Here is a 17,813-nt window from a genome sequence, read left to right on the forward strand (position 1 = left end):
TTCAGATTCCTATGCCAAGTTGCCAGCCTTGCGGCGCCGGTTGCCAAGGGGCAGGGGGCGCTATCTGCGGTGGCTCGGCAAGATAGAGGGGAAATTGGGAGAAAATTGTCTGCAAGCGATGTGCCAGCTCTTGCCACTCCGCTGGTTGAAGTGGCCGGGCAGCCTGCCATGTCAGCCGCTGGCCGTTCAGCGTCAGGGTAAGCAGCGGCTGGTCATCATGGTGTAGTTGCCACTGTTGACCATCAGGTAACAGCTGATAATCCGATTGTTGCAGCAACCAGGCGGTGAGCCGATCCAGCCCCAGCCCATCCACCTGTTGCTGGCCACGGCGGCGGTAGTCGTCTGACTGTTGTTCAAGCCGGTGCAGGGCTTGCAGCAGCCGCTCAGGCTCGGCTAGCTCGCTCAGAGTCAGCCGCTCGGCCAACTGGAAGCGTGCGATCACCAGGTCGTTGAACTGCTGATTGTCGACGATGGGCACCGCCAGAGTCGGCAGGCCGAGACAGGCTCGCTCCCAGGTCATGCCGCCGGCGGCGCCAATGGCGAAGTCGTGTCGGCTCATCAGGTCGGCCATCTGGTCGCTCTGGCGCAGCAGCACCAAATCGAGGCCGGCCAGTTCGGCCACTCTCTGTTCCAGCTCGGGCCAGAAGGGATTGGCGCCGCCCGCCACCAAGGTCCACTGGATGGTGCGGGCCCAAGGCAGGCGGGCTAGGCTGTTGAGGGTGATGAGGCAGGCTCCGGCAGGATCGGCACCACCAAAGCAGATGAGGCCACGTTGCCACCGGCTGACCTTTTGGCGTGCAAGCTGGCGATAGGCGGGGCGCAGCAGGGCATAGTCGGTGCCCAGCAGCAGCCGACAGTCGGCAGAGACGAGTGACTGGTAATCGGCTGTGCTGCGTAGTGGCCCCTGATCCAGCAGCAACTGACCATGATGAGGGCGATCGGCCAGATCGTCGATCACCAGCAACTGACCACAGTGACTTGCCAGTGTCTGCTCGATTTGCCGATCAATCTGGTAGTGATCACACACCAGCCACTCCGGGCGCAAGGTGGGCAAGGGGCCTGCATCGTCCAGATCACAGAGAGTGTGATGCTGGTGGGAGTGCAGCAGTGGCAACAGGTGCATAGGTAGCTGATGGCAGAGGAAGTGGCACTCGGCGCCAGCCGTTTTCAGCCGATCGGCGATGGCCAGACTGCGCATCAGATGACCCAGCCCAATCTCGGTGCCGGCGTCGAGCCGGAAGGCAACCTTAAACGTCATATTGGGCCAGCACTTGATAGAGCAGTTCGGCCAGGTGCCAATCTTCCGGCGTGTCGATGTCGACCACCCTGTGCCGCGGCAGTATGTGGCCAATCCCTTCTCCCCCCACCGGGCTGATCCCTCCCAGCCAGGCCGCACGGCTGCCCCAGTAGAACTGGCCTGCATCCTGATAGGCAGGCTCCAGATCCTGAGAGCGTTTCGCCATCTGTTCTGGCCAGAAGGGGGTGACCCGGCCCTGCTCATCCATGCGCACGGCGCGCTGGATAGGGAAGCCGAATTCAGCCACCGTGTAGACGAAGGGGGCCTTGCTGGCGATCAGTTGCTGATAGGCGGCCTTCAGGTCGTCGGCCTGGATCAGCGGCACCGTGGCATAGATGCAGCAGTAGTGCTCAGCCTGGATGCCGAGCTGGTCGAGTCGCTGGATGGTGTCGATCACCACAGGGGTGGTACCGGTGTGATCATCGGCGAGGTTGGCTGGTCGTAGAAATGGTACTTCCGCGCCCAGTTGACGAGCAACTTCGGCAATATTCTCATCATCGGTGGAGACCACCACCTTGCTGAAACAGCCAGATTTTTGCGCCGCCTGGATGGCATAGGCGAGCATGGGCTGACCACAGAAGGGGAGGATATTTTTGCGTGGAATGCGTTTGCTACCACCCCGGGCCGGGATAATGGCGATGGCCATGATGGGCTCTCTCCGCTGGATCAATGCCTGGCCAAAGCCAGGATAATCGATGACAACTCTTTGATTATTTTTGATATTATACTGGTTTTTATGCTTGTATTATCGATTTTTGCTACGGAATGGCAGCAGTGTGGTCGATAAGAGAGACAGGTCATGAAAAGTGGATGGCGTTTAAGATGAGCTATGGCGTTGAGTTACGCCCGATAGAGCCGTGGGATCTTCCTGCCTTGCGACGTTGGCGCAATAAGGATGAGGTGCGAATGCAGATGGTATCCCAAACGCGTATTTCACCACGGCAACAGCGCCAATGGTTCACCGCTACCCGTGAGCGGCGGGATCAGCTGCACTGGGTGCTCTGGTGCAAGGGCGTGCGAGCGGGTTACGTCAATCTGAAAGGTGAGTGCCAGGGCAAGCTGCAGGGTCAGGCGATTGCCGATGCGGGGCTCTATCTGGGCAACTCAACCGTGCGGCATCCCATGTTGGCCGTTGCTGCTGCTTTAACCCAGCTTGATCAGGGTTTTGATGAGCTGCACATCGGTTGTATCCGCACCCTGGTTCGGGAGAACAATCGCTCGGCCCTGCGCTTGAATGAACAACTGGGTTACCGCCAGATAGGACAAGATAACGGATTTTTTGCATTGGAACTGCTGCCGGCGAATTACTATACCGCCCGTGAGCGGCTACGGAGATTTTTCAGATGACAATCGCATTGGAACAGGTTTTTGCCGAGGCTTTGGGTATTGATATCGGCAGCGTCAGCGATGGGCTGGCTTACAACAGCATCCCGCAGTGGGATTCCGTCGCCCACATGGGGCTGATCGCCCAGTTGGAGGATAACTACGGTGTATTGCTCGACACCGATGACATTATCGACATGAGTTCGGTCGTCAAGGCGCGGGAGATCCTGGCCAAATACGGGGTCGCTTTCTGATGCAGGGACTGTTGCAGGGCAAGCGGGTGTTGATCACCGGTGCCGGGCGTGGCATCGGGCTTGCCATCGCCCGCCAGTTTGCCTCTCAGGGGGCTGAACTGTGGCTGGGAGGCCGTGATGAGGTAACGATGAGCCTGCTGGCGACCGCGATTGGTTCCGAGTTTGGCGTGCCTTGCCAGCCTCTCTGCTTTGATGTGGCTGATCCGTCGGCGGTCAAGCAGGCCTTTCAGCAGCTGTTTGCTCAGACTCGCCAGCTGGACGTGCTGGTCAACAATGCCGGCATGCTGGAAGAGGCGTTATTGGGGATGGCGAACCAGACCCATCTGCAAAAGACATTCAGCAACAATACCTTTAGTGTGATCTATTGCAGCCAGTATGCCGCCCGCCTGATGCCGCGCAGTGGTGGCGGCAGCATCATCAATCTCGCCTCCCTGATGGGGCAAGTGGGGACGGCTGGGCTCAGCTGCTATGCCGGCAGCAAGGCGGCGGTGATTGGCATTACCCTGTCACTGGCCAAGGAGCTGGCCGCCAGCCAGATCCGGGTCAATGCGATTGCTCCCGGTTTTATCGATACCGATATGGCCCACGCCATCCCGCAAGATAAGTTTGCCGAGCGGGTGGCCAGCATCGCAATGGGGCGGATTGGTACGCCAGAAGAAGTGGCCAAGGTGGCCCTGTTTCTCGCATCCGACTTGTCGAGCTATGTGACTGGGCAGGTGATTGGGGTCGATGGGGGGATGGTGATTTGAGCCAGCCTGATTTGTTGACGCATCTGGTTGAAAGTAATGACGAGCCCGCCTGGCGAGACCCGCAAGAGGGGTGGCTCAGTTATGGTGAGCTGGCTCGGCGTGTGGCGCAGTTGGCTACCACCTATCCCGTCGGTCGTCATTTGGTCTACCTGCCATTTGTGACGTCCACCCTGCATCTGCTTCACTACTTGCTGGCCCTGCGTGATGGCCACGCCATCATGTTGGCCGATCCTGCACAGGATGCCCAGTTGCACCATGAGCAGTGCCAGCGCTTTGGTGTCAGTCTGCGGGTGTTGGAGGATGGGGCAGTTGCGCATCTTGGCGATGCGCCCTCGTTTCACCCTGAGTTGGCCTTGCTGCTGCCGACATCGGGCAGTACCGGCTCCTGCAAATGGGTGCGATTGTCGCGAACCAATCTTGATGCCAATGCCGCGGCCATCGCCGAATATCTGGCGCTGAACGGGGGTGAGCGAGCCATCACCTCGTTGCCACTTTTTTACTCCTTCGGGATGTCGGTACTTAACAGCCATCTTTTGGTTGGCGCCTCTCTGGTTTCATGCACTGCCAGTCCCCTTGAGCGCCAATTCTGGGATGAGGTAAATCGTCATCAGGTCACTAGCGTGGCGGGGGTCCCGTTTACCTTTCAGATGCTTAACCGCTTGCGTTTTGACTGGACCCGCTATCCCAGCCTGATGACGCTGACCCAGGCCGGAGGACGGCTTGAGCCGGCACTGGCAAAGCAATTTGCCGAACAGGCAGCTGCGCTGGGACGCCGTTTTTTCGTGATGTATGGTCAGACCGAAGCGGCGCCGCGCATCGCCTGGTTGGCTCACGATGAAGTGATTGTTGCTCCGGATGCGATCGGCCGTGCCGTACCGGGCGGGTGCCTCTCTCTTCGTCATGAGTCCGGCTTTCCCGACGGGGAGGGAGAGCTGGTTTACCAAGGGCCAAATGTGATGTTGGGCTATGCGGAGCGCCCTGAAGATCTGGCTCGGGGGCGTGATATGGATGCGCTCTTTACCGGCGATCTGGCTCGTTGTGATGAGTCGGGCCGATTCTATCTGACCGGACGACTCAACCGTTTCCTGAAGCTGTTTGGCAAACGGGTGAGCTTGGCTGAAGTGGAAACCTGGTTGCAGGGGAGGGGCTATTCCTGCGCTGCGACCGGCCGTGATGATTGCCTGCTGGTGGCCATCGAGGCAGACGCGTGCCCCAGTGACGCACTGCAGCTGGAGCTGGCCCGCTGGCTGATGGTGCCGCCATCAAGCGTTCGCATTTATCGGCATCATTTGCCACGACGCAGCAATATGAAGATCGATTATCCGGCCCTGTTAACACAATTGGAGCAGCTATGAACAGGCTGTTTGATGCGCCGGTTTTCGGGCTGTCTCAACATGAAAAAAGTTGGTTGCTCCTTGCTCGCCTGAATGAATTGACGCAGCGCCATGCGCAGGGGTGTCCAGCTTTTGCCAATATTCTGTCGGCGTTTGGCTGGGGTCAGGCCTCGACCTATCAAGAGCTTCCTTATCTGGCCGCTCGTTTGTTCAAATTGGCCCAATGGCAGAGCGTGCCGCAAGAAGAGGTATTCAAGGTGCTCACCTCCTCTGGCACTACCGGAACGCCGTCACGGATCGTGCTGGATCGGGATACAGCCGCGTTGCAGAGCAAGGTGCTGGTGAAGATCCTGCAAGAGTTCGTCGGCAAGCAGCGGCTGCCCATGCTGCTGGTGGAGCAACCCGCCCTGATTCAAAACCGCAGCGGTTTTTCCGCCCGCGGCGCCGGTGCGCTGGGGCTCTCCTTCCTTGGCCGAGACCATACCTATGCCCTCGACGAGCAGATGCGGCCCAACTGGCCTGTCATCGAGGCGTTTTGTGACAAATATGCGGGCCAGCCGGTCCTGTTGTTCGGCTTTACCTTCATGGTCTGGCAATGTCTGCTGGAACCGCTGCGTGAGCGAGGTCTGCAACTGCCGCTGACGCAGGGCACGCTTTTTCACAGCGGTGGCTGGAAGAAGCTGCAACACCTCGCGGTGGATAATCCTGCCTTCAAGCAGCGCTGCCATGAACAGCTGGGGCTGAGTCGGGTGTACAACTTCTATGGCATGGTGGAGCAGGTGGGGTCGGTATTTGTTGAGTGCGAGCAGGGCCATCTTCATGCTCCCCTCTTTGCCGATCTGCTGGTGCGGGATCCGCTGACCCATCGACCGCTCGGGATCGGCAAGCCAGGCTTGTTGCAGGTGATCTCTGCCATTCCCCAAAGTTATCCAGGCCACAGTTTGCTCAGCGAGGATCTCGGTGTGCTGCTGGGTGAGGATGATTGCCCCTGCGGACGTCTCGGCCGTTATTTTCATGTATCAGGGCGTCAGCAAGGCGCCGAGGTGAGGGGATGCAGCGACACTTTCCAGTGATCCGGTCAGATGCAGAAGATGCCATATGGCAAGCTGGGCCCGAGGTCGCTTTCGTGGCTCCCGTCATTGGCTGGCAAGGTTTTGTTACTCGCCCGCAGCCAAGCTTTGCGCCCGTAATAGGTGACTTTGTGGCTGCGCTCTCTGCACGTCTGCAGCAGGAGGGACGAGCGAATCCGGATTTAGCCGCCTTTGGTTTTTGGTTGCGGCCTCGCCAGATTGAGGTACAGCGCAAACGCATGGCAGGACGCGCTCCGCTGGGGATGGTTTTTCATCTGGTCCCCTCCAACGTGCCGACCGTCGCGTTCTACTCCTGGATCATGGCGCTACTGATGGGCAATGGGTCCGTGGTTCGCCTCTCATCGCGCATCGACCCGGTGCAAGAGGCCATGCTGACCATCCTGAACGAGCTTTTCTCTCTGCCCGAGTGGCAAGAGATTGCCTCGCGTACCCGTTTTATCCGGTATGACCATGACGAACGGGTCACCGCCTGGCTGTCGGCCCGGTGCCGCCTTCGCATCATTTGGGGCGGTGATGAAACCATCGGTCGGGTACGGGCTATTCCGCTTTCACCCCGCGCTCAGGAAATCGTGTTTCCGGATCGCCGCTCCATGGCGGTGTTGGATAGCCAATGGCTCGCCAACCTGGATGCTGCCGCATGGCGGCAATTGGTTGCGGCTTTGCAACAAGACTTTACTCGCTTCAATCAGCAAGCCTGCGCCTCGCCCACCACGATTTGCTGGTTGGGCACTCCCGATAGTGTGTTGCGACGTCGTTTGCTCGAAGCCGTCTTTGCCCCCTTTGCAGGCAGCCCTGCCCTGATGATGGAACGCCTCATCAATTGTCAACAAAATGCCGCTCTCGATGGTCAGATGCAGCAGGAGACCTTTGCTGGCGTCACCTTATTGACTCCCACCGCCTCTTTGCGGCTTGAACACATCGGAGGAGGTACAGTTGCAGAATTCGTTGCCGATACTCTTGATGAGTTGCTGTTACAACCTTGGGATATGCAGACCTGTGTCTGGGTTGGGCCAGATAAAATGCGGCTTGAGTATGCGCTACTGCTGTCGCCTTGCTGCCGTATCGATAGGGTGGCAAGTCCGGGACAAGCGCTGGCATTCGAATGGCTCTGGGATGGCATCGACATGCTGGTGGCCTGCAGCCGTCAGCTTGACCGTATTGAATAGTGGATTCCAGGTCACATAAATCAAGTCATATCAATGAATTAGCTTGGTCAGGCACGGCTCTTGCAGTAAATATTGCCATGAAGGGCAGGAAGGGTTGACAGAGACCGTGCGGTAGCCTTGTCCGAATTCTCTAATTCGCTTCTTTTTTACTCTACTTCTGGATTCTCTATGAAAGTCAGCGTACTGGTGCCGGTGTATAACCTAGGGCGCTTTATCGAGCCCTGTCTGCTTAGTCTGCTGGAACAGCAAACCAATTTCGATTTTGAGGTCATTGCCATTGATGACGGCTCGAGCGATGACTCCTGGGCCATTATGCATCGGCTGGCACAGCAGTGGCCGCAACTCAAGGCACTACAGAATGCGCAGAATATGGGGTTGGCCAAGACCCAGAAACGCTTGCTGAGAGAGGCTACCGGTGAATACATCGCCTATGTCGACGGGGATGATCTTGCTCTGCCGGGCAAGCTGCAGAGCCAGGCCGATTATCTTGATTTGCACACTGACTGCACGCTTTGCTACCACGAAGCGGAGATGTTTGATGATGAAACTGGCGCACGGATCAAGCTATTCACCCGCGATTATTACAATGCCCGCTATCTTGAATCCGTGATGACACGGGAGGCTTTGATCCGCTTCGGGGTGTTCGTCAACGCAAGTTCCATAATGTTTCGCCGTTATGAAGGGATGGAAAATGCCATCGATGAGGGGTGCAAGATCATCCTCGATTATCCCTGGCACATCTTGAACCTCTCCCACAATCCGGGGACGCTGGATTTTATCCCCGAATTATTGGGCCGCTATCGCTTCCATACCCAGAGCTTTGGTGGACAGACCCGCAAATCGGCAGAACGTCGTGAGCAGTCGCTGCGCGATCTGCTGCGCGCCTGTGATAACGCCGCTGCGTTTGGGGCGGATCCCGTGGCCATTGCCCAGGGGCGTGCCCATCACTATTACTCTGCCGCACTCTACTTTCTGCGGCAGGATGACGTCGTGCGCTTCACGCAACTTATCGAACAGTCAGTTGCCGAGGTCGCGGAGCTGGCGCCAGGCTGGTTCTTCGATGAGCGACATCAACTGGCGTGGGTGCAGCGAGCTCATCCTGCTCGGGTCATGCAACAATTGTTTGGAGAGGCGGCATGAGTTATCAGGCGATAATCATTGGCGCCGGGCTTTCCGGTGCCGTCATGGCTGAGCGAATGGCCAGCCAGCTCGGTTGGAAGGTACTTGTGCTGGAGCAGCGCGATCATATCGGTGGCAACTGCTTTGACGAGTATGATGAGCATGGGGTGTTGATCCATCGCTATGGACCGCACCTCTTCCATACCGACAACAAGGAAGTCTGGGATTACCTGTCGCAGTTTACCGAGTGGTTGCCTTACGAGCATCGTGTGTTGTCACGCATTGACGGGCAGTTGGTGCCGATCCCGTTCAACCTGACCAGCATCGAGCGCTGTTTCCCCGCCGACAAGGCCGCCGCCATGATTGAGGCCCTGCGCACCCGGTTTGGTGATGGTGCCAGAGTACCGATCCTAAAGCTACGCAAAGAGGCGCATCCCCTGCTGGGTGAATTGGCAGACTTTATCTATCAGAAAGCCTTTGTCAACTACACCAGCAAACAGTGGGGGGTTGCGCCCGACCAGATCTCCCCCGAGGTGACGGCGCGGGTGCCCGTGGTGGTGAGTCGGGATGATCGCTACTTCACCGATCCCTGGCAGGCGGTACCAGCTGCAGGCTATACCGCCATGTTTGAGCGCATGCTCGCACACCCGCTGATTGACGTGCGGCTGTCTACCCCCATGGTGCAGCGTGTCAGGTTGGATTGGCATCAGAAGCTGGTGTGGTTGGATGGCGCACCTTTCGATGGTCCACTGATCTATACCGGTATGCTGGATCAGTTGATGTCGGCAGAAGGGAATTGTTTGCCATACCGCTCACTGCGTTTTGAACATCGCCATCTGGCGCAAGAGCAATTTCAGCCTGTCACCACCGTCAATTATCCGAATGAAGAAGCCTTCACCCGGATCACCGAGTTCAAGCATTTCAGTGGGCAGGTGCATCCCGGCACCAGCATAGTGTACGAATATCCCTGTGACTATCAGCCGGAGCAGGAGTTGGAGCCTTACTACCCGCTGTTTACCGATGAGGCCAAACAGAACTATCAGGCTTGCCGCGATGAATTGGCCCAGTTCCCGCAACTGATTGCTTTGGGGCGCCTTGCCGAGTATCGCTATTTCGATATGGATGATGCGGTGAGCAATGCATTAAATTTTTTCTATAAAATATGCACGGCATACTAGCTTTTGGTATTTGATAGATAAGTGTTAGCCGGTGAGAAAATAAAATGAAACCAATCTGTGTGGTTATCTGTAATTTTAATAAGCAAAATTATGTGCTCGGGGCGATCGAATCAGTACAAAATACAGCGGGTGAACTGGCGGATATTTTTGTTGTAGATAACGCATCAACAGATGACTCTGCAACATTGATCCGTCAATACTATCCTAATATTAGACTTGAAGTATTAAAAGAAAACGTTGGTGGCTCTGGGGGATTTGCTCATGGTATGCGCCAAGCCCAAAAAATGGGGTATCGTTATATTGCGCTACTGGATAATGATGCTGTCGTACTACCAAACACCCTAGTTGGGATGATGGATTTACTGGCTAACCACAACGATATAGGTGTTATCGGACCAGCAATATGTAAAATGGATAATCCGGAGGTGGTACAGGAGGTCGGCTCCAACGTATCTTTAAAGGATGCTACCTTTAGTTTTCACCTTAATTTTGCGGGTGAATCCTATTCCTCGATAGCGATGGAACCGGTGGATTGTGATTATGTGCCCGCTTGTTGTCTGATGACAAAAGCTGAAATCATCGAACGGGTGGGTGTATTTGATGAGGACTTTTTCCTTTATTGGGATGACATTGATTGGTGTGTACGAGTCAAGGATGCTGGTTGGCGTGTAGTCGCACAGCCAAGACTACAGGCTTTGCACAAGGGAGGTGGTGCTAATGCGACTAATACATTACCTCGTTACTACTACTGGCGTAACAAGCTGAGTTTCTTCGCAAAGCATCCTGTTCGCTATCCTCCCCATCAGGTCAAACATTATGTACAGCGCAGCTTGGCACGTAATATCACCTTCCAGCATTTGAATGCCATGGACGAGTTGCTTGTTGCCATGCAACGTGGTTTACAAGATGCTGCCACCGGTATCGGTGGGCGTTATCGGGGGGGAGCCTTTCCTGAGCGCGGTAGTGGCAAGCAAAAGCTGCTGCAGGTTATGGTTCCACCCGGAGTTTACTTGCTAGATGTGAGTGCAGTGACAAAGTCTGATATGTCCGCAGCAAGACAACACAATAGCCTGTGCCGTTTCATTGTCAGTTGTGGTCAATTTAATGTAAAGAGTCACCGTTTTGTGCTGGCTCCTGCATTGTATGAGACCTTGTCGAAGAGTATCCGGGACTGGCCCGAGTGCGTTAACACTGTGCCTCTGTCTGAGTCGACCACTGCAATTCGTCTGATCGTGGTTCCTCACCTGTTTGATGTTACCTCAACTGAGGTGGCACATGACGAGCTGTTAACCGATCTATTCTGGAATCTGCTACCACAGACTATCGACGGGGTAACGGCATTGCAGATCGCCACTGAATTGGAGTCGGCACGTCAGTCAGTAGATGCATTTTATGCTTCGGAGGCATAATGGCGGGGTATGGATCAATTTTAGCTATCTATAACGTGAATCTTAAAACACGTGGGCACCTGGGCGTTATGCGAAAGGTGCTGGCTCAGGCTCAGGGCTTTAGTCGCCACCACACGCAAGTGCATATGATCTGCGGCGATGGTCCGAACATAGTGCGCCTGGTGTTCGAGGCGGGAAGTGAAGTCCAGCGCGAGATCATCACTACTGCGGTGGCTCCTGGGGATTTCTTCGTGCATGTAGCCACCTGGGTTGCCACGCACCAAGCCCAGGCTCGCGCATTCGAGTGGGCGTATGTGCGTTACAACCCGATGCATAACGATGAGTTACTGCAACTGGCGCGGCAGCTGCACGCCGCAGCAGTGCCTATGTTCGTCGAGATGTACACGCTGGAATATCGAAATGAATTGCCAGTTCAAGCCGCCAAGACCGATCTGGGCTATTTCCTGCAGTTGGCACCCCTGGTGGCCGGATTTTTCACCCCCAGCCAAGTGCTGCCGGGTGCGACCTTGCATCAGCGGCCGCTGTACAAGATGGGCAACGGGGCAACCTGGATCGCACCGACTGCGCCGCAGCCGAGGCCTGATATTCACCACGCTTTCCACTTGCTAGGGGTTGGCTATCTGGCGCGTTGGCACGGCTATGATCGGCTGTTCCCGGCAATACCCGAATTTGTAAAAGCCTACCCAGAGGTCGAGTTGCGGCTGTTCCTGGTCGGCCAGGGGCCCGCTTCGGCCCAGTTGGCACAACAGGCCCAGGAATTGGGGGTTGCCGAGTATGTGACTTTCACAGGTGCGCTGGATCCTGATGCGTTGGCCAATCGTTATGCCAGGGTGCATCTTGGTCTCGGGTCGTTGGGTTTCCATCGCACCGGCGTCAGCTACGCAGAACCATTAAAACACCGTGAATTTATGTATTACGGTTTGCCGTTTATCTACAGCCTGGAGGACAGTTTTAGCCCCGAGCAATTATCTGGTACATGGCAACTGGCTGCCGATGATCAGCCTGTTGATCTGGTCGCCATCTATGAACACTATCTTTCACTGCCGATAGCAGAGACCGCCCGCAACCTGCACCTTTATGCCGAATCACATTTCTCGTGGGGGGTGCAAACCGCCAACATCATGCAAATAGCGCAAGAACGATTAAAACAAATAACATTTTAATAAATTAACCTGCAACGGCGAATCAAGATGCCTGGACTATTTGGTTATGTAAAAAATAATCCGCAATATTCGGATCAGATAACTCAGATCGTTCGTACGCAAACCGCGCTTTACCCGGTAGCAATCGAACACGAGTATCAGGATGACAACGTAGCTGCTGTACGATGCTTTTCATTTTATGCAAAAAAGACACATCAAGATGAATCTGGGTTGTTACAGATTTGGGTGGAGGGATGTGCCTATAATTTGCAAGAGATAGCACAGCATTATCAGCAAATATTTCACGACCTGAATGGCGCCATTATTTGGAGCTATCAACAAAATCTGTTAGCTGATTTGCTGGCAAGGCTGGATGGCATATTTTGTGCGGTGCTTTTCGATCGGCAGCGTAAAAAAATCACCCTGGTCTCAGATCGAAATGGTATGCGAGTACTGTTCTATTATCATCGCAACGGTCATTTCGCCTGGGGAAGTGAAATAAAGGCTTTTTTATCGCTGGATTTTTTTGAAAAAAAAATTAGCCAACAGGCACTCTCCTGTTTTCTGGACTTGGGATATCTGGTCGGCGATATTACCTATTTCGACGGCGTGACGCTGTTACCGCCAGCCACAGTGCTGAGTTATGACCTGGATAGCGATCGGCTACACAGCCAACATTACTGGTCGTGGGCAAATATCAAACAACAGAACGTATCGTTCAATGATGCGGTCGATGCGTTGAGCGAAATTGTTATGCACGCCGTGCAGCGGCGGCTGGATATGGCGGAATCGCTGGTATTTCCAATCAGTGGTGGGCTGGATTCAAGAATGTTATTGGCGGCCACACACCAGATGCACCCGGGGTATAAGGGGGCCTGTTATACCTTTGGCACCGATCAATGTGCCGACATTGTGTTGGCGCAGAAGGTAACCGAAATGGTTGGCTGGCCCCATGTGATTCATGAGTTGACGCCGGATAACTGGTTTGAAAAAAGAATACCGACTATCTGGCTAACTGATGGGTTGCTGGATATGCAGCACATGCATGGCTGTGAGTTTGTTGACCAAATTATCCAGCAAGGGCGATATGCCCTCAGTGGTTATTGTGGTGATGCGATTCTGGGGCCGAGTTTTTTGCGCGCGGAAACGGCAAACAAGAGAATCAACGCGGAGATTGCCGAGTTGTATTATGGCCAGCATACCTATCTGGCTAATATCGATTCGTCTTTCTATGATACCCCGCACGTTGAACCCAATCTGTTTATGAACCGGGTTCGCCGCTTTACCAATATGGGAACCCTGGCGTCCTCCGCGTGGTTGGAGCATAAAAAACCATTCCTTGACAATGAATTACTAGAGTTTGTCTTCTCGATTAATGATGAATATCGACTCGGTAATCGACTGTATTCCACCGTGCTGCTGAAGCAGTTTCCCGAATTTTACAAATCAATTCCCTGGCAAAAAACGGGCAAGACAATTGACAATAATCCCACCATTCCCATGCCGGAATGTAAAACCGATCATTACGCCGATTATTCAAGCTGGATCCGGCAGCCAGACATTGCGCAAAAGTTGAACAAAATATTGAATCCGCTGACCGCACTCTATCGACAGTTTACCGATGAGAATTGGCATGCAATGTACTATGTGCCCCATCTGGTGCAAAATTTAAATCGCAGCAATAAATTGCTTAGAGCCGCAACCATAGAACTGTTTTTGCAGTATTGTTTTACACAAACATAACGATAAGTCGTTAAGGAATAAATATGTTTAGAGATGCATATATAATCAGTTGCAGCGCTCATTGTGGTGTCACTTGCACTGTATGAAGATTGCATCTGGTTTATATTTTATTCATTTTAATCCGTGTGACTATGGTTGTCATGGCACAAAGAGGTAAATATGATTTTACATGTCATGGTCATGGAAAAATTTATGCCATCATTTCTTGATTTTATGATGGCGAACTTTGATGTGAGTCAGCATCGCTTTGTGTTTATTACCAGCCCCAAGTATCAGTTTGGTCTGCAACCGTACCATCCTGTGGAATTTTTATACCGAGATGAAGACTTTTTAACCCTGGTTTCCTATTTTGATGTCGCGGACAAAATAATATTACATGGCCTGTGGCGTGATAAAGTGAATGATCTGTTAGTGCAAAATAAAGATTGGCTAGACAAATCTTTCTGGACCATGTGGGGGGGGGATTTTTACTATTATGATCAATATTCATATAATCATAAAAAGGTGATTACTGAGGTCGCAGGTTTAATTTCTTTTATTCCTGGTGATATTGAATGGGTCAGGCAGAAGTATGAGGCAAGGGGGCAGTCTTTTTTTTGTTTCTGTTATCCAAGTAATATTTACGGCGGACCGGAGTGTGATCCGCGTGGTGAGCGTGCGGAGAGTCCTCAAACTGTAAATATCTTGCTTGGCCATTCCAGCGCGGTAGAGAATAATCATATTTACTGGATTGAATATTTTTCAAACATTCACAATGCCGCAATTTTTTCGCCGCTAGCTTACCCTCCCAACCCGGATTATATCAAAAAAGTCGTTGCCGTCGGGCATGCTAAATTAAAGGAACGCTTTAATCCACTGCTTGAGTTTTCGGCACGAGAGCATTACGAGTTATTTTTGAACAATATTGATTTGGCGATTATGCCTTCATGGCGTCAGCATGGTATGGGCAATTTGATTTCGCTATTGGGGCGCGGCATTCCGGTGGCGATGCATTCCGAAACAACATCAAGAAAATTCTTGCAAGCGCTGGGTGTTGAACTTTTTTCAACCGTTCAAATAGATGTGGCGCTGGCAAATATAGGCTATAACGCGCAGAATGCTAAAATCATTCAACGCTATTTTAGCCATACCCAGCTGATTAATGACTGGCGCACTATTTTTAATCGTTAGTAGAGGTGTCTATGCGCAATGATGATAAATTATCGCTGCAATCACGTGATGGTGAATTGGTTTATACATCCAATGAAAAATCAAACAACACTCAGCAATTGAAAACCTTGGTCCATGAACTATCCCCATTATTTGGTGAGGCGTGGCATCGCCATAATCTGGTTTCGTTACGAGTCGATTCTGTGGCACGCGTTCTTTATTATGCCGAGTTGTATAAAAAAATAGTCGATGTTCCAGGCGTTATTTGTGAATTTGGCGTGCACTGGGGCGCCGGTATGTCATTGCTGATTAATATGCGCAGCATCTTTGAGCCGTTTAATCAAAGCCGTGTCATTCATGGGTTCGATACGTTCGAAGGGTTTCCATCGGTAGATGTAAAAGATGGTGCCTATGCGAATGCTGGCGATTATAAGTCGACTGATGAATATGAAGATAAACTAGCACAGCTGTTAAAACTGCATGAAAGCTTTGCACCGATGAATGATCTGGTAAAACATCGGCTGATTAAGGGTGATGCCTCGGTGACCATTGATAAATGGTTGGCAGATAACCCGCATGCCATTATTTCCATGGCCATTTTCGATATGGATCTTTATAAGCCGACTAGAGATGTATTGGAAAAAATTATTCCCCGTCTCACACGTGGTTCATTACTGGTCTTTGATGAATTGAATTGCGAGTTTTTCCCTGGCGAAACACGCGCATTGGACGAAGTATTAGGACTCAATAATTTGCGCTTGTATAGAACGCCTCTGCAATCCCATTGTGCTTGGGCCGTCTATGGGGAATAAGTCACCAGCGATGGGGTCGCAGTGCTTTATTATGCCGGGTCAGCCGTCGCACTTTATTGAAGTGAGACCTACTCCCTGGAATGATGCCGTGTTGGCTAAAAAAACATGTGAAATAGTGGACGGTTGCCCGGACTGTTCTGGCTTTAATGTTTTGCTACCTTCAGCTATCGACTTCATAAAGCAAGCAGGTTTTGAATATGTGCAGGCCAGAGTGGAGCATGTACGAGAAAAGCGCCACCTGCTTGAGCTCGCCGGTTTTTATTATGCAGAGCTAAGCTACGAATTGTCTTTTCGTAATCCAAAGCGTCATTTATTTGCACGTGATCTAAGCAGCCGTTTGCTCCTTGTGCCAGTGCAATCACAGCAAGATATTGCACTTATCAAAACCATGGCGCGCGATGATTTCAAACACGGCAGAATGCTTGAAGACTTGCGCGTTGATTATACGGCTGCTCAGCAGCGGACGGCGAACTGGATCGATGCATTAGCCTGCTCGCCATTCGAACTTTTCTTGGCTAAACATGGCGATAAAGCGGTGGGCTTTCATGCTCAGCGGCCATCGCTGAATGGTCATGATCTCGATTGGATATTGACGGGCACCTGTGCTGAATATTCGATGCTATCGGTTCCACTGTGGCAGGCGGCCTTTAAATTGGCCCAGCACAGAGATATCCAGAAAATAACCACCCTGATCTCGGCTGCGAATGTTGGTGTTTTAAATTTATACAACTCATTTCCATTTCATATTGATAGGGCATTGTGCGGTTATCACTTAATGATCACGGGTTAGATATTATTATTGATGTCTATCGAGGTTATTTTGGCGTTTGCTTGCTAGGCTTGTGATAGCGGCAGAAATGCATCATCAAAGGCAGGTCACTATGATTCCTTTTAATAAGCCTTATCTACATGGTCGGGAGCTGGTATATATTGCCGAGTCGGTGGCCAGTGGTAAAATTTCCGGCGATGGTGTGTTTACGTACAAATGTCACCATTATCTGGAGTCCCGCTATCACTTTGATAAGGTGTTGCTGACGACATCCTGTACCGATGCCTTGGAAATGGCAGCCATTCTGCTTAACATCCAGTCTGGCGATGAGGTGATAGCGCCCAGCTATACCTTTGTTTCTACTGTGAATTCATTTGTCCTGCGCGGCGCCAATATCGTGTTTGCTGATTCTTATGCCGATCACCCAAATATTGATCCGGCGCAAATTGAAGCCCTGATTACGCCGCGCACACGAGCCATCATAGTCGTGCATTATGCCGGGGTGGCATGTGATATGGATGCCATCATGCAGATCGCCGAAAAATATCATATCCCCGTCGTTGAGGATGCGGCACAGGCCATCAACTCATTTTATAAATCACGGCCATTAGGCAGTGTCGGCTGTTTATCAACATTCTCGTTCCACGAGACCAAGAACATTATTTCCGGCGAAGGTGGTTTGTTGGTTATCAACGATAAACAATATGCACATCGTGCTGAAATAATTCGCGAGAAAGGCACAAACCGCAGTTCATTCTTTCGTGGCGAAGTTGATAAGTATGGCTGGGTTGATATTGGCTCTTCGTTCCTGCCGTCCGATATCATTGCGGCTTACTTGTATGCACAATTAGAGCAGTTGGATGCGATTCAAAAACGCCGCTTGGAAGTATGGCAGCGCTATTGGCAAGCACTGGCACCTGTGGTCTCGGCATACGGTATCAGATTGCCATTGATTCCTGATTATGCCACCAATAATGCCCATATGTTTTATCTGGATTGTGCCAGTCTGCAACAGCGCAGCCAGTTAATTAAATATTTAGACCTTGCGGACATTAAAGCGGTTTTCCATTATCAATCTTTGCATCGCAGTCCCTATTTTCAGGATAAACACGACGGCCGGTCGTTACCGCATGCTGATAAGTTTACTGACTCAATCGTGCGACTACCCATGTATTTTGACTTATCGAATGATGAGGTTGATTTTATCTGCGAACGCATTGTGAATTTCCTGTCGAGCCATGGCTAGCATATTGCTACGCTCAGGCTGATTATCACGGT

Annotated in this window: 17 protein-coding genes; 15 read left to right on the forward strand and 2 right to left on the reverse strand. The window is 52.4% G+C overall.

Annotated features, from left to right (window positions below; genetic code table 11):
- Position 1: 1 nt before the first annotated feature.
- On the reverse strand, positions 2-1,258 hold the full coding sequence (gene pseG, locus I6L49_RS02465; protein WP_216950525.1) for a UDP-2,4-diacetamido-2,4,6-trideoxy-beta-L-altropyranose hydrolase: 1,257 nt from the start codon (positions 1,256-1,258) through the stop codon (positions 2-4).
- Positions 1,248-1,943: a pseudaminic acid cytidylyltransferase gene (gene pseF, locus I6L49_RS02470; RefSeq protein ID WP_216950526.1), complete on the reverse strand. Its 696-nt coding sequence runs from the start codon at positions 1,941-1,943 to the stop codon at positions 1,248-1,250. Before pseF ends, pseG begins: the two co-directional genes overlap by 11 nt.
- Positions 1,944-2,107: 164 nt before the next feature.
- Here pseF and I6L49_RS02475 point away from each other — a divergent pair, with 164 nt between their 5' ends.
- The 15 genes from I6L49_RS02475 (at position 2,108) to rffA (ending at position 17,781) form a co-directional block, all read left to right on the forward strand.
- A complete protein-coding gene (locus I6L49_RS02475; RefSeq protein ID WP_216950527.1) occupies positions 2,108-2,644 on the forward strand; it encodes a GNAT family N-acetyltransferase in 537 nt (178 codons plus the stop codon).
- Entirely contained in the window at positions 2,641-2,874 is a 234-nt protein-coding gene (locus I6L49_RS02480; protein WP_120413983.1) for an acyl carrier protein, read from the forward strand. The genes I6L49_RS02475 and I6L49_RS02480 overlap by 4 nt, the downstream gene beginning before the upstream one ends.
- Positions 2,874-3,623, forward strand: coding sequence for an SDR family NAD(P)-dependent oxidoreductase (locus tag I6L49_RS02485; RefSeq protein ID WP_216950528.1), 750 nt, complete (start codon positions 2,874-2,876; stop codon positions 3,621-3,623). The genes I6L49_RS02480 and I6L49_RS02485 overlap by 1 nt, the downstream gene beginning before the upstream one ends.
- The gene (locus I6L49_RS02490) at positions 3,620-4,978 is read left to right on the forward strand and encodes an AMP-binding protein (protein WP_216950529.1); all 1,359 of its coding nucleotides are present in this window, start codon (positions 3,620-3,622) and stop codon (positions 4,976-4,978) included. The genes I6L49_RS02485 and I6L49_RS02490 overlap by 4 nt, the downstream gene beginning before the upstream one ends.
- A complete protein-coding gene (locus I6L49_RS02495) occupies positions 4,975-6,030 on the forward strand; it encodes an acyl-protein synthetase (protein WP_204383485.1) in 1,056 nt (351 codons plus the stop codon). Before I6L49_RS02490 ends, I6L49_RS02495 begins: the two co-directional genes overlap by 4 nt.
- Positions 6,009-7,214: an acyl-CoA reductase gene (locus I6L49_RS02500; protein ID WP_216950530.1), complete on the forward strand. Its 1,206-nt coding sequence runs from the start codon at positions 6,009-6,011 to the stop codon at positions 7,212-7,214. The genes I6L49_RS02495 and I6L49_RS02500 overlap by 22 nt, the downstream gene beginning before the upstream one ends.
- 168 nt (positions 7,215-7,382) lie before the next feature.
- A complete protein-coding gene (locus tag I6L49_RS02505; protein ID WP_216950531.1) occupies positions 7,383-8,354 on the forward strand; it encodes a glycosyltransferase in 972 nt (323 codons plus the stop codon).
- Complete coding sequence (gene glf / locus I6L49_RS02510; RefSeq protein WP_216950532.1) at positions 8,351-9,511, forward strand: UDP-galactopyranose mutase; 1,161 nt, start codon at positions 8,351-8,353, stop codon at positions 9,509-9,511. The genes I6L49_RS02505 and glf overlap by 4 nt, the downstream gene beginning before the upstream one ends.
- 44 nt (positions 9,512-9,555) lie before the next feature.
- Positions 9,556-10,920, forward strand: a complete 1,365-nt coding sequence (locus I6L49_RS02515) for a glycosyltransferase family 2 protein (protein WP_216950533.1) — start codon at positions 9,556-9,558, stop codon at positions 10,918-10,920.
- On the forward strand, positions 10,920-12,083 hold the full coding sequence (locus tag I6L49_RS02520; RefSeq protein WP_216950534.1) for a glycosyltransferase: 1,164 nt from the start codon (positions 10,920-10,922) through the stop codon (positions 12,081-12,083). Before I6L49_RS02515 ends, I6L49_RS02520 begins: the two co-directional genes overlap by 1 nt.
- A gap of 27 nt (positions 12,084-12,110) precedes the next feature.
- On the forward strand, positions 12,111-13,805 hold the full coding sequence (locus I6L49_RS02525) for an asparagine synthase (protein ID WP_216950535.1): 1,695 nt from the start codon (positions 12,111-12,113) through the stop codon (positions 13,803-13,805).
- Between the two features lie 159 nt (positions 13,806-13,964).
- Positions 13,965-14,975 carry a TDP-N-acetylfucosamine:lipid II N-acetylfucosaminyltransferase gene (locus tag I6L49_RS02530; protein ID WP_216950536.1) on the forward strand — a complete coding sequence of 337 codons (1,011 nt, stop codon included), beginning with the start codon at positions 13,965-13,967 and terminating at the stop codon, positions 14,973-14,975.
- 11 nt (positions 14,976-14,986) lie between these two features.
- Positions 14,987-15,766 (forward strand): TylF/MycF/NovP-related O-methyltransferase, encoded by a 780-nt coding sequence (locus I6L49_RS02535; RefSeq protein ID WP_080630533.1) that lies wholly within the window; start codon positions 14,987-14,989, stop codon positions 15,764-15,766.
- Between the two features lie 88 nt (positions 15,767-15,854).
- Positions 15,855-16,556 (forward strand): hypothetical protein, encoded by a 702-nt coding sequence (locus I6L49_RS02540; protein WP_216950537.1) that lies wholly within the window; start codon positions 15,855-15,857, stop codon positions 16,554-16,556.
- Between the two features lie 91 nt (positions 16,557-16,647).
- Positions 16,648-17,781 (forward strand): dTDP-4-amino-4,6-dideoxygalactose transaminase, encoded by a 1,134-nt coding sequence (gene rffA, locus I6L49_RS02545; RefSeq protein ID WP_216950538.1) that lies wholly within the window; start codon positions 16,648-16,650, stop codon positions 17,779-17,781.
- The last annotated feature ends 32 nt before the right edge of the window (positions 17,782-17,813 follow it).

It is taken from the genome of Aeromonas sp. FDAARGOS 1419, from assembly GCF_019047045.1.
GTDB classification, from domain to species: domain Bacteria; phylum Pseudomonadota; class Gammaproteobacteria; order Enterobacterales; family Aeromonadaceae; genus Aeromonas; species Aeromonas veronii.